The following is a 13819-nucleotide window of genomic DNA, read 5'->3' as shown; positions in this document are numbered from 1 at the left end:
CAACATTTCAATAAAATATCCGCGTTCTGTTGCCACTGCATTTGTTTACCAATTGTGTCCATCGTTAACCTAAACCCGCACCGCTCAATCCTGATTGTTGTTGTAATTGATATTGAGCAAATTCTTGCAAAATAAGCTCGGTAAATAACTGCCCAGCTCGCCCAAGCGGACGTTCAAGTGTGGACACTAATTGCGGTGTAAAACTAAAGCGATTACCACCAATAAAATCAACTTCAATAAGTAGTCCTTGATGTAATTCTTCGGCAATTAAAAAATCCGGCATCCAACCAAAACCCAGGCCTTTTAGTAAGGCATTTTTTTTCATGATAAAGCCTGACAAATAAAAGACTTTATCGCCGCCAAATTGCATTTCATCACGGTCACGTTTACCAGGAGATGAATCTTCTATGGTTAACTCAACATGTTGTTGCAATTCAGGCAAACTAATGTCTTTAAGCTGACTTAATGGATGTTGAGATGACGCGACTAGCACGCTGGTAATAGCAGGTAGCGGTTTAGGATGATAAGAGGGGCCAGTACGATAATCCTTAACCAGCATTAAGTCGGCCTGGTCGCGCTCAAAGCGATGCTGTACCCCGCCTAAAAACTCCATATTAAGCTGCACTTTAGTCGGTATGTTGTGTTCTGACATGCGCTTAAGCGCGGTCATGATCGGTTCCATCGGTAAAGCACCGTCTATCACTAACTCAAGTTTGGGCTCCCAACCCTGACTAAAACGACTGGCCAGATGTTCAATATTGGCTAAATGCTGTAACAGTCGTTGTCCTTCGGCCAAAATAACCTTCCCTTCGGGTGTTAATTCCGCTCGATAATGATCTCGATTAAATAATGTCACGCCGAGATGTTGCTCTAGTTTTTTAATCTGATAGCTTACTGCCGATTGCGCCTTGTGTAATCGCTCTGAAGCTTTTGCAAAACTTCCTTCTTCAACAAGTACTTGCAGTACATTAAAGGCATCGATATCTATTCGCATAAGATTTCCACTGTCCCGTTATCCATACACAAATGTAAAGTTAACATAACAATCTAAAAAATAGATTGTGTTGAGTTATTTATTATTCTTTTTTTTGTTGATCTTTACCACTAAATTGTAAGTTAGATCACATATTGGTTTGCCCAATGCGATTAGGCCATAACAACAAATAACATAAACGCCACGACACTCGCAGTCGATTCACCATAGGACAATCAGATGCCATTCTATGTTAAACAAGGTCAGATCCCGACCAAACGTCACATTGCCTTCGAAAAAGACAATGGCGAGTTGTACCGTGAAGAATTATTTTCAACCCATGGCTTTTCGAATATCTACTCCAATAAATATCATCACAATATGCCAACCAAAGCGATAGACGTTCAACCTTATTCGTTATCTCATGGTGAACAATGGCAAGACTCGTTAATTCAAAATTATAAATTAGACTCGCGCCAAGCCGACTGCCAAGGCAACTTTTTTAGCGCCCGAAATAAAATATTTTTCAATAATGATGTCGCCATGTACACCGCGAAAGTGACTGAAGACACCAATGAGTTTTATCGAAATGCCTATGCTGACGAAGTGGTGTTTATTCACGAGGGTGAAGGCCAATTATTGAGTGAATACGGTGTCATTGAAACCAATAAATGGGATTACTTAATTATTCCACGCGGGACGACGTACCAACTTAAATTTAACGATTATCAAAATGTACGCTTGTTTGTTATTGAATCATCCTCAATGGTCGAAGTGCCAAAGCATTTCAGAAACGAATACGGCCAAATGCTTGAATCTGCACCTTACTGTGAACGAGACATTCGTACGCCAACCTTGGCTGATGCCGTGGTTGAAAAAGGTGAGTTTCCGTTAATGTGTAAATTTGGTGATCGCTATCAAAAAATGACACTGCAATGGCATCCATTTGACTTAGTAGGCTGGGATGGTTGCGTTTATCCTTGGGCATTTAACATCAGTGAATATGCACCAAAAGTTGGCAAGATTCATTTACCACCGTCTGAGCATTTAGTGTTTACTGCACACAATTTTGTCATTTGTAACTTTGTGCCACGCCCATACGATTTTCATCCGAAATCGATACCAGCACCTTATTACCACAACAACATCGACAGCGATGAAGTCTTGTATTACGTCGATGGTGACTTTATGAGCCGTACAGGCATTGAAGCGGGCTATATGACGTTACACCAAAAAGGTGTGCCGCATGGGCCTCAACCTGGTCGCACAGAAGCCTCTATCGGCAAAACCGAAACATACGAATATGCGGTGATGGTTGATACCTTCGCCCCACTGAATTTAACCGCTCATGTCAAAAATTGCATGAGTGATGATTACAACCGCTCTTGGTTAGAAAACTAAGACCACATTTATAGCTAACCCAAGTCACCAAAGAGTGATTGCGTGTTGACATAAAATAAAGGAAAACAAAATGGCAAGCGAACTAAATCCACTGGGCCTTTTAGGCATTGAATTCACCGAATTTGCTAGCCCAGATACAGAATACATGCACCAAGTATTCATTGATTTTGGTTTTTCGATGTTAAAAAAAGCCAAAAATAATGACATTGTTTACTACAAACAAAATGACATTAACTTTCTATTGAATAAAGGCCGTGCAGGGTTTTCTGCAGAATTCGCCAAATCTCATGGTCCGGCTATTTGTTCAATGGGTTGGCGTGTAGAAGATGCACAGTTTGCATTTACAGAAGCCGTTGCCCGTGGTGCAAAACCAGCCGATGATGCCAATAAAGACATGCCCTACCCAGCTATTTACGGTATCGGCGACAGTCTGATTTATTTTATTGACACTTTTGGTGAACAAAACAATATTTATCAAACTGACTTTGTCGATTTAGAACAGCCTATCGTAACGCCTGAGAAAGGCTTTATGGAAGTCGACCATTTAACCAATAATGTCTACAAAGGCACCATGGAAAAATGGGCTAACTTTTATAAAGACATCTTTGGTTTTACCGAAGTACGTTATTTCGACATCAGCGGCGCTCAAACTGCTTTGGTATCTTATGCGCTACGCTCTCCAGACGGCAGTTTCTGTATCCCGATTAACGAAGGTAAAGGCAATAACAAAAATCAGATTGATGAATACTTAGGTGAATACAATGGCCCAGGTGTTCAACATCTGGCATTCAGAAGTCGTGACATTGTGGCCTCTCTCGATGCTATGGAAGGCACCTCAATCAAAACACTGGATATTATTCCTGAATATTACGACACCATTTTCGAGAAGTTGCCACAAGTGACCGAAGATCACGACCGTATCAAGCATCACCAGATTTTGGTTGATGGCGATGATGACGGTTATTTATTGCAAATTTTCACCAAAAATCTTTTTGGGCCTATCTTCATTGAAATCATTCAACGTAAAAATAACCTTGGCTTTGGCGAAGGTAACTTTACCGCGTTGTTTGAATCGATTGAACGCGATCAAATGAAACGCGGCGTGCTGTAATTTTATAGACACTAAGTGATACATAAAAACCAGCAAATTGCTGGTTTTTATCATTTTAGGCCTTTACACTCTGCCATCTACATTCTAATCAAAGACCTTTCTAATGCCAGATTACGCCGTACTCGCTGTGTTTATTCCAACGTTCTTTTTTGTGTCTATCACCCCCGGTATGTGCATGACTTTAGCCATGACACTCGGCATGAGTATTGGTGTACGCAGAACCTTATGGATGATGTTAGGTGAATTAGTGGGCGTGGCGTTGGTCGCCATTGCAGCAGTACTTGGGGTTGCTAGCATCATGCTAAATTACCCACAGGTGTTCGATATTCTTAAGTGGGTGGGTGGCGCTTACCTTGGCTACATTGGCATTAATATGTGGCGTGCTAAAGGCAAAATGGCCATCATCACTGGTATTGAAGTTAAAGCCAGTCGCATGAGCTTAATCAGCCAAGGATTTATTACCGCGATTGCCAACCCTAAAGGTTGGGCTTTTATGATTTCGCTATTACCGCCGTTTATTAATGTAGATAATGCCGTTGGGCCACAACTCGCCGTTTTGCTTGGTATTATAATGGTCACCGAAAGTGTGTCGATGCTGGCTTATGCCAGCGGCGGTAAGAGTTTACGATTATTTTTAAGTCGAGGCGATAATATCCGCTGGATGAATCGTATCGCCGGAAGTTTAATGATACTGGTTGGTATTTGGCTAGCGCTAGGCTAACCCAGAAAGCACATTTGATGAGTAATTAACCTCATACTATTTTATGTATTTTCAATCGATTTATACGGCAGTTGTTCGCACATTTGCTGTATATAAATGTCGATATGAGCTTGCTCTTGTTGACAAAAAGCACCGATGGCATCATTAAAACCTTCATGAGCAACAAAATGGCTTGAGGTGGTTTTCACAGGACGAAAACCTCGAGCCACTTTATGTTCGCCTTGTGCTCCTGCATCAAAAACTAATAATTGATTAGCGATAGCGTACTCAATGCCTTGGTAATAACATGCTTCAAAATGGACATAGTCGCATTCTGTTAACGCCCCCCAATAACGACCATATAAATGCGTGTCTGACACAAAATATAATGCTGATGCCACTAATTGTGCGTCACTATTTTCAATCAATAATAATCGGATCATTGAGCCCATTGTTGCTGCTATCTGCTCAAAGAATGCTGCCGACAAGTACCCTTTATGACCAGAACGCTTTAAATAAGTATTTTGATAACAACGCACAAAATCCTGCCATTGCTCTGCACTCGCCTTATCGCCATCGATAAATCGGAATTGTAGCTGTTGCCTTGCAGAGATTCGTTCTTTAGTGATGTTTTTGCGTTTACGTGACGTTAATGTACTCAGAAAGTCATTAAAATCAGCATAATTTTGGTTGTGCCAATGAAACTGACAACCAACACGCTCCATTACCCCTGCTTGTGCAAACTGTAGATGTTGCTCGGTATTGGTAAATAAACAATGCCAAGATGACCAACCCTGTTTAATGACAGTTTGTGACAGATAGGTTTGAATACCGTCAATCAAGGGCTGTTGATCGTGTTTTGGTAACCTTGGGTCAATACCAATACGTCGCCCAGTTGTAGGAGTAAAAGGTATACTGCCCACAAGCTTAGGGTAATAGCCTATATTGTGACGCTCATAAGCTTCTGCCCATGCCCAATCAAACACATATTCCCCCCAAGAATGACTTTTAAGGTACAAGGGCATCAATGCAATAATATTATCGCCATCCATCACCATAAGGTGCATCGGCGTCCAACCCGTTTCAGCACTAACACAGCGACTCATTTCCAGAGCGGATAAATATTCATGCCGGGTAAAAGGATGAGATGATCCAAAAAAGATATTCCATACTGAAGAATCTATATTGCTAATACTATTAACAAATTTATATTGATAAACTCGCGTTTGTGTTTGTTCCACCCACACCTACCCTATAATAATTAACACTCAACCGCTAAAACTCATACCAATTATTGCTATCATGTGGCATGTTCTATCACAGTATCTTCTCAATACACACCAAGGATTGATCGTGACACGATTCCCTAAATTAACACCGCTTTTTTTGAGCACCGCATTAACACTCACACTTTGTTATCCTGCGCTTCATATTGCTGACAGCCAAGCAAATGAAGCTTCAATCTTCAGTGAAATGGCAACGGCTCAGCCAATCTATGCTAAGCATGGCATGGTTTCAAGCCAAGAAGCCATAGCTAGCCAAATTGGTGTTGATATTTTAAAACAAGGTGGCAACGCGGTCGATGCGGCCGTAGCAGTGGCATATGCACTTGCAGTAACCTTACCTCGCGCGGGTAATATTGGTGGTGGTGGTTTTATGCTAGTGCATTTAGCCGAGCAAAATAAAACCATTGCTATCGATTACCGTGAAACAGCCCCAGCTAAAGCGCACAAAGATATCTTCCTTGATGAACAAGGCAATGCAGTTGACAAACTCAGTCGTGAGCATGGACTAGCTGTGGGCGTACCTGGAACCGTTATGGGGATGGAACTGGCCTTAAAACAATATGGCACCATGAAAATGGCGCAAGTGATCAAGCCTGCGATTAAGCTCGCCAAAGACGGTATAGTTGTTACTTCAGATCTATCAAACTCATTAGCGGGCCTTAAATCTCGTATTACCCAATGGCCAAGTTCAGCAGCAATTTTCTACCATGCCGACGGCAGTAATTATCAAGTCAATGAATTGCTCAAACAACCTGAGTTAGCACAGTCTTTATCGTTGATTGCCCAGAAAGGTAGTAAAGGGTTTTATCAAGGTGAAACGGCTGAAAAAATTGTCTCTGCGGTCCAAAATGCTGGCGGGGTAATGAGTTTAACTGATTTAGCTAACTACAAAGTTGTTGAGCGCGAACCGGTTCGAGGTAATTATCGAGGCTACGAAGTGGTATCTATGCCGCCGCCATCTTCAGGGGGTATTCATATTATCGAAATGCTCAATGTACTCGAGCAATTCCCCATTGATAAATTAGGCCACAATAGCGCAAACACTTTGCATCTTATGGCCGAAACCATGAAATATGCCTATGCTGATCGTAGTGAGTATTTAGGCGACCCAGATTTTGTTACTGTGCCTGTAAAACAATTGACTAGCAAACAATACGCAAAAGAGATTGCCAGTAAAATCGCCATCAATAAAACCACCCCTAGCAGCGAAATTAAGCCGGGGAAACTAGCACCATATGAGAGCGATCAAACTACCCACTTCTCGGTTATCGATAAATGGGGCAATGCTGTTGCTAACACCTATACCCTTAACTTCAGTTATGGTTCAGGCTTAGTCGCTAAAGGTACTGGGATTTTATTAAACAATGAAATGGATGACTTTTCGGTTAAACCAGGTACCCCTAATGGTTATGGCTTAATTGGTGGGGAAGCAAATGCAGTGCAAGGAAATAAGCGCCCTCTTAGCTCCATGAGTCCAACCATGGTAATGAAAGATGGCAAACCTTTCATTGTTACCGGCAGCCCTGGTGGCTCGCGGATTATTAATATTACGCTGCAAATGATCATGAATGTGATTGATCATAACTTAAACATTGCCGAAGCAACTGCTGCTGCACGTATGCATCACCAATGGTTACCTGATTTTATTTGGGTGGAACATACATTGAATCGCGATACTATTTCATTACTTGAAGCCAAAGGTCACAAAGTGAAAGTGCAAGAGTCGATTGGCAGTACTCAATCGATAATGATGACAGAGCAAGGTCTTTTTGGCGCTTCAGATCCAAGACGCGCGGGTTCTGCCGCCATCGGCTATTAATACCATTAACCATTACCCTTAAAGCAATAGCGGCTTTACATAATCTAAAGCCGCTATCATTGATAATAAAGTAACAAAAATCATTAACAATATCGTTCTCACGCTAGCGGTACTTACCTAATTCGAAATCATTTCGAATACATAAAAAGTTCATCTTGATGGTTCACAATTAAAATATGTTAAATCAAACATAAACTATATTAACTCACAAAAAATAACATATTCATCGGCTATCAAACTTGTTTATAATCATAATGTTAAATGAACACCTCATTCAGGGGTGAATAATATTTTATTATATTAAAACAAAATCAATATTGTATTTCCAACGAGTTGAACAATACTAACATCGCAATGTGATTGTTTATTAAGCTTTAGCTTTTGTTAGTGATTTTATCCCATTATTTAAAGTGATATTATTGTAACCATGTTAAATAAATTGATTACATAAGGTTATATGCTGCTGACAAATTTAAAAATTAAGCACAGAATTACCCTACTTACTGTTGTCGCCATTTTGTCGTTTGTGATTTCTTTAATTATTAACAATCAAACTGGTGAAAACAATGCACAACGGTTAAACGGACTTCAAAACCAACTTTATCCCGCACTTAATCTAGCAACCATAAATCAAGGGTTGTTACTGCAATTAGATCAAACTATTCAGTCAGCAATAACCACAGGCGAAGAAGACAGCTTAGACATAGCTAAAACGATGGTGAAGCAAATTACGGATAATTTAAATGAGTTAGCCATTTTACTTCCAACTGAAGAAATAAATACAGAACAATTGATTCGTGACATTACCCTTTATCATGAAAATGCTAGAAGCCTTGCTGCCGAGTTTATAAAGGATGATGTTGACTTTAGTAAAATTCAAACTCAAGCGACAGATAATGCCAAGCGATATCAAACTTTAGTTAAACAATTTGCGGCCAAGAAGAAAGATTATTCAACAGAGTTTGAGCAACGGATCCAATTAACCATAGCCAGTACTGAACGTGCAGAAAATAGTCTAATGCTCATTGGTATTGCGGCTACAGTCGTCATGATTGTAGTAGGAGTCTTAGTTAATAAATCAATTATTAGTACTATCGACAATGTAACCCAGTCACTTCGTAACATATCCCAAGGTGAAGGCGATCTACGATCACGGATTCAGTATGCAGGCAAAGATGAAATAGCACAGCTTGTTTATTGGTTTAATCAATTTGTGTCTAAACTTCAATCGTCTATTGCCGATACAAAGAATACCACTGAAAATTTAACCGAAGTTGCAGCAACGTTACTCAGTGGTAGTCAATACAGTGAACTCAATGTACAGCAACAAAATGAATCCATTGAGCAGATTTCACAAGCCATGAAAGAAATGTTTGTCAGTGTCACTCATATTGCTGAATACGCATCAAGCGCAGCGCTTGATGCTGAGAATGCCAACACTGAGGCAAAACAAGGCGTTGTTATTGTTAACGATGCTGTTATTACCATTAATACCTTGGCTGAAGAAGTACAGCAAACTGCGGTTGTCGTTAATCAATTGGACGCATATACCCATAATGTTAATGACATATTAGACACGATAAGAAGTATTGCAGATCAGACTAATTTACTAGCACTTAACGCTGCGATTGAAGCCGCGCGTGCTGGTGAACATGGGCGCGGGTTTGCGGTAGTTGCAGATGAAGTCAGAACATTGGCCTCTAGAACACAAACCTCGACCCAAGAAATCCAACAAGTGCTACAAGAATTACGCTCCACGTCTAAACAAGCCGTTGACGCGATGGCTCGTGGTATTAACACTGCAGCAATAGGGGTTAAATCAACCTCTTTAGCCGGTGAAGCCTTACAACGTATCACAGGTAAAGTGAGTGCAATATCAGAGGTTAATGACCAAATTGCGGCTGCCACCGAAGAACAACATACAACTTCGGTGTTGATTCAGCAATATGTAGCTGAAATGGAAGCCGGTTCACAGAAAGTCAGGGTAACGACGGCTGATATGGGAGGGATCAGTGTTGATATTCAAAATATAAGTGAAAGACTACAATCAATTACTAACCAATTTAAGGTGTGAGATTGATTGTAAATGCAGTAGCAGAAAACCAAAAATATAAGCCCTAAAGGCATATTGAGTGATGATCAAGGAGTAACACCATGCAGTTTAATTTAAAAGTATTATCTGTTGCAATATCAATGGCAATGATACCTAACCTAGCAACAGCAGATGAAGCTGCTGATGCAAAAATAGCTAAGTTAGAGCAGCAAGTTCAAACGCTGCAAAAACAACAAAATGCTAGCCTAACTGACAAAGTAAAATTTAACGGCTTTATTAGTGGAGCCTATATCAGCTCTGACAATGATGCTGGTTATAATAATGCAGATTCAAGTGCTGATTTTAACGAAGACAGTAAATTAGGGCTACAAGGTACCTTTAACATTTCTGACAATACTCAAGCAGTATTACAGTTAATGATGCGCGGTAAATACGACTGGGAAGTTGAAGCAGAATGGGCCTATTTATCTCATCGCTTTGAAAACGGCGTCAAGATTCGTGGTGGTAAACTGCGAGTCCCTTTATTCATGTACTCTGATTACTTAGATGTTGGCTACGCACAGCCATTTGCTCGTCCACCACAAGAAGTATACGGCGCTATTCCGTTTTCGTCTTACACAGGCGCTGGCGTGTCATACGATGTTGAATATGATGACTCAACCTTAACAATGCAAGCCTTTGGTGGTGAGTCAGATGTTAAAAATTCAGCGGTTGAACTCAGTAACCTTATGGGTGCTAACCTGAGCTGGACTGACGAAATATGGACTTTACGTGCCGTATACGCTCAAGCACAACTAGACGGACCTATTGTTAATGAAGTTGACGTAACATTAGCGCCTGGAGTGAACACCCAAGCGAACTATACGGTATTAGAACTTGATGATGATAAAGGTTCTTTCGTCGGAGTGGGTGCAAGTTACGACAATGGTGAAGTCATTGCGATAACAGAATGGACTCGTTCAGAAATTGATAACGCTTACCCTGATATTGATTCTGGTTACTTAACATTAGGCTATCGTATTAAGGAATTTACGCCTTACGCTACTGTTGCTTATACGAAAACTCAAGATAATGATGAGCGTCTACCTTTATCTACAGCGGCTGCAATTCAGATGGTCGCCTTTAATGCTGAACGTATGGCTTACAGTATTGGTTTGCGATGGGATGCAATTGATAACGTTGCGATTAAATTTGATGTCACCTACGCCGATGATTTTGGTGACACTTCAGGTGGATTCTTAGGCAACAACTTGGACACGTCAACAGGTAAATTCACTTACGATGACACCTTGATTTACACCGTTAAATTCGACGCAGTATTTTAAGGGGTATGATAATGAAAAAATTATTAACAATTTTAGCACTAAGTTTAACTGCCGTTACCTCAGCTAATGCTGCTGTAGTGATTATTGGCAATCCTGCTGCTGCAGATATTTCAATTAATGATGTAAAAAAAGCTTTTTTAGGAAAAGGTGATTCTTCAGTCGTCGTTTACGAATTAGAAGAAGGTAATCCTATTCGCAGTGAGTTTCATCAAGCTGTTACCGGTAAGTCAGATGCTCAACTGAAAGCATTTTGGTCTAAGCAAGTCTTCACAGGTAAAGGTACTCCACCTCCTGCGGTTTCTGGTGCAAGTGCGATGAAATCAGCAATTGCAAGCAATCCAAATGCCATTGGCTACATTGATGAAGCAGACGTTGATGCCACAGTAAAAATCATACTGAAGCCATAGATTGATTACTACTGTGATTAACTCACCATAAAAACGTGAGCACATAATCACCGATCTTAGTTAATTGGAAGATGAAATATAAACCGAGTAATGATATTTATTGCTCGGTTTTTTTATGACTAACCTAATAAAAAATCAGCACCAAAACTTGTTTGGTTTATAACCATCATTTATAACGTCGAATTAGATGATGACGAGCAAAAGCAATATATCGCACTCTATCCTTAATAGCTTATCGAGTTAAATTTAACAATTCAATATTACGTAAATTCTGGCGAATATAAAATACTCAATTATTCGTTGCGTTATTTCGCCACATTTTTGCCGAAGAAAAATAACACCACTTATTAACATTGACACCGTAACATTAACATTGCGTAGCCTGTTATCATTTCTGATGATGATTAATTGCGCAATCTCACTCACGAATAGATTTTATTTAGCCTTGTATCACAATTTATTCATATCTTATGCTTATAATCAGCGCGGTGTTTTCATTTTATTATCAAAATAGTTAAGGAACGTTAACACTACGTAAGAGGCAAAAACAAAAAATACGCCTCGGGGTCAAATAAATATAGAGAGTAAATTATGTTAAATAAAACACTTCTTGCCGTTGTTATCGCTGGTGCACTGGGACTCGGCGGTTGCGGCTCTGATAATGACGATCAAACAAGTACTGTTACTGCAGATATCAAGTTACGTGTAATGGAAACGACTGATCTTCATACCAATATGATGGATTACAACTATTACTCAGGGAAAGATGATAAGACCATTGGTCTGGTACGTACAGCAAGTTTAATCAATGCAGCACGCGCCGAAGTCACTAACTCAGTTTTATTAGATAACGGTGATTTATTGCAAGGTAGCCCTATGGGAGATTACATTGCCAATAAATTCAAAACTGACAGCAACATGTTAACCGACACACACCCAGTGTACAAAGCAATGAATACACTAGATTATGAAGTAGGTAATATTGGTAACCATGAATTTAATTATGGCTTAACATTTCTTGAGCAATCAATATCGGGTGCAAATTTCCCCTACATTAACTCGAACGTAATTTGTGCTGATAAAGATGGTTGCTGGGGTGATGTGCTATTTAATGAAAACATGTTCACACCGTATATCATTAAAGACAAAGTTGTTATCGATGTTGACGGTAATGAACACACAATCAAAATCGGTTATATCGGTTTTGTACCACCACAGGTTTTACAATGGGATAAAGCTAACTTAGACGGTAAAGTTGAAGTCTTAGGCATTGTTCAAGCGGCTAATAAGTTTATTCCGCAAATGAAAGCTGAAGGTGCTGATATTATTTTAGCCATTCCGCATTCTGGTATTGGTTCAAGTGAAAACCCTGGCGATCCATGGGCAGAAAACGCCACTTATGCACTCACCAATGTTGATGGTATTGATGCTATATTCTTTGGCCACAGCCACTCAGTTTTCCCAGCCGCAAGCTATAGCGATTTACCGAACACTGACGTAGAAAAAGGGCTATTAAACGGCATTCCAGCTGTAATGCCTGGTCGTTGGGGTGATAACTTAGGTGTGGTTGACTTAGTTGTACGCCAAGTAGAAGGGAAATGGACCGTAATTCATGAAGAATCAACGGCTAAAGCACGCCCAATTTACGACAATGCTAATAAAGTAGCATTGGTTGAAGGTGAAGCGAGCTTACGTGATGCAATTGAAATTGAACATAATGGTACTATCGAATATGTTAGCCAACCTATTGGGGTTGCTGCCGCTAACATGTACAGCTTCTTAACGTTAGTTCAAGATGATCCAACGGTTCAGATTGTATCTAATGCTCAAATAGCGCGTGTTAAAACATTAATTACTGATGATTTAAAAGATTTGCCAATCTTGTCAGCTTCGGCACCATTTAAAGCCGGTGGACGTTATGCTGAAGGAGATGCAAGCCAATATGTACAAGTTGATGCTGGCGACCTTTCGTATAAAAACGCAGCTGACTTATACCTTTATCCAAATACTATGGTTGCAGTTAAAGCCACCGGTGCGGAATTAAAAGATTGGTTAGAATGTTCTGCCAACCAGTTTAATCAAATTGATCCAACCATCAGTGCCCCACAAAATTTAATTAATCGCGCAGGCCACCCAACCTATAACTTCGACGTTATTGATGGCCTAACTTACAAAATTGATGTAACTCAACCAACTAAGTTTGACCGTAGCTGTGAAGTTGTTAACGCCGGTGCTAACCGTATTGTTGACTTAGCTTACACTGCTGCCGATGGTACGGTTATTACGGGTGATGATTTAGCCGCTATGTCATTTGTAGTGGCATCAAATAACTACCGTGCATTTGGTGGTTCATTTGCGGGCACCGGTTCTGACCACGTAGTGCTAGAACTGCCAGATACCAACCGTGATGCATTATCAGCTTATATTACTGAGCAATCACAACCAAATGCAACTGGCGGATATGATGCTATGGTCGATCCATCAGCTGATTACAACTGGGATTTTAAAACTATTGATAATGCAACTGTTGCATTAGACATTCGTTTTGAAACTCAAGATAGCGATGTTGCTGACAAGTTTGTTGCTGATAATCAACAACGTAAAATGGTGAAGTTACCTACAACAGCTGATGTTGTCGCAGGCTTTGCGATTTATAGCATCGACCTAACGACACCTGTTGCTGCTAAATAATTATTAGCGGACTCAATACAAAGAAGGCGCTTTATGCGCCTTCTTTATTTTTA

Annotated in this window: 10 protein-coding genes; 8 read left to right on the top strand and 2 right to left on the bottom strand. The window is 40.2% G+C overall.

Annotated elements, in window-relative coordinates; all coding sequences use genetic code 11:
- Positions 1-64 precede the first annotated feature (64 nt).
- Positions 65-994, bottom strand: coding sequence for a LysR family transcriptional regulator (locus tag HNW13_RS05290; protein ID WP_101086911.1), 930 nt, complete (start codon positions 992-994; stop codon positions 65-67).
- Between the two features lie 219 nt (positions 995-1213).
- Between HNW13_RS05290 and HNW13_RS05285 the strand changes: the two genes are divergently transcribed.
- The 3 genes from HNW13_RS05285 (at position 1214) to HNW13_RS05275 (ending at position 4206) form a co-directional block, all read left to right on the top strand.
- Positions 1214-2374 carry a homogentisate 1,2-dioxygenase gene (locus tag HNW13_RS05285; protein WP_192115070.1) on the top strand — a complete coding sequence of 387 codons (1161 nt, stop codon included), beginning with the start codon at positions 1214-1216 and terminating at the stop codon, positions 2372-2374.
- 70 nt (positions 2375-2444) lie between these two features.
- Positions 2445-3485 (top strand): 4-hydroxyphenylpyruvate dioxygenase, encoded by a 1041-nt coding sequence (gene hppD / locus HNW13_RS05280; protein ID WP_192115071.1) that lies wholly within the window; start codon positions 2445-2447, stop codon positions 3483-3485.
- A gap of 103 nt (positions 3486-3588) precedes the next feature.
- Complete coding sequence (locus HNW13_RS05275) at positions 3589-4206, top strand: LysE family translocator (protein WP_011637783.1); 618 nt, start codon at positions 3589-3591, stop codon at positions 4204-4206.
- 41 nt (positions 4207-4247) lie between these two features.
- Here the strand turns inward: HNW13_RS05275 and HNW13_RS05270 are convergent, their stop codons facing one another.
- Positions 4248-5426 carry a GNAT family N-acetyltransferase gene (locus tag HNW13_RS05270; protein WP_182743919.1) on the bottom strand — a complete coding sequence of 393 codons (1179 nt, stop codon included), beginning with the start codon at positions 5424-5426 and terminating at the stop codon, positions 4248-4250.
- Between the two features lie 145 nt (positions 5427-5571).
- Here HNW13_RS05270 and ggt point away from each other — a divergent pair, with 145 nt between their 5' ends.
- The 5 genes from ggt to HNW13_RS05245 all read left to right on the top strand — a co-directional run bounded on the left by ggt (position 5572) and on the right by HNW13_RS05245 (position 13766).
- On the top strand, positions 5572-7290 hold the full coding sequence (gene ggt, locus HNW13_RS05265; protein ID WP_243756220.1) for a gamma-glutamyltransferase: 1719 nt from the start codon (positions 5572-5574) through the stop codon (positions 7288-7290).
- A 457-nt stretch (positions 7291-7747) separates the two neighbouring features.
- Positions 7748-9364, top strand: coding sequence for a methyl-accepting chemotaxis protein (locus HNW13_RS05260; protein WP_192115072.1), 1617 nt, complete (start codon positions 7748-7750; stop codon positions 9362-9364).
- 80 nt (positions 9365-9444) lie between these two features.
- Positions 9445-10668 (top strand): hypothetical protein, encoded by a 1224-nt coding sequence (locus tag HNW13_RS05255; protein ID WP_162023324.1) that lies wholly within the window; start codon positions 9445-9447, stop codon positions 10666-10668.
- An 11-nt stretch (positions 10669-10679) separates the two neighbouring features.
- Positions 10680-11075 carry a phosphate ABC transporter substrate-binding protein gene (locus tag HNW13_RS05250; protein ID WP_192115073.1) on the top strand — a complete coding sequence of 132 codons (396 nt, stop codon included), beginning with the start codon at positions 10680-10682 and terminating at the stop codon, positions 11073-11075.
- Between the two features lie 591 nt (positions 11076-11666).
- Positions 11667-13766 (top strand): bifunctional 2',3'-cyclic-nucleotide 2'-phosphodiesterase/3'-nucleotidase, encoded by a 2100-nt coding sequence (locus HNW13_RS05245; protein WP_182743923.1) that lies wholly within the window; start codon positions 11667-11669, stop codon positions 13764-13766.
- Positions 13767-13819: the final 53 nt, after the last annotated feature.

The sequence above is a fragment of the Shewanella sp. BF02_Schw genome (assembly GCF_014596695.2).
Taxonomy (GTDB): Bacteria; Pseudomonadota; Gammaproteobacteria; order Enterobacterales; family Shewanellaceae; genus Shewanella.
This window is presented reverse-complemented; position numbering and strand designations above follow the sequence as displayed.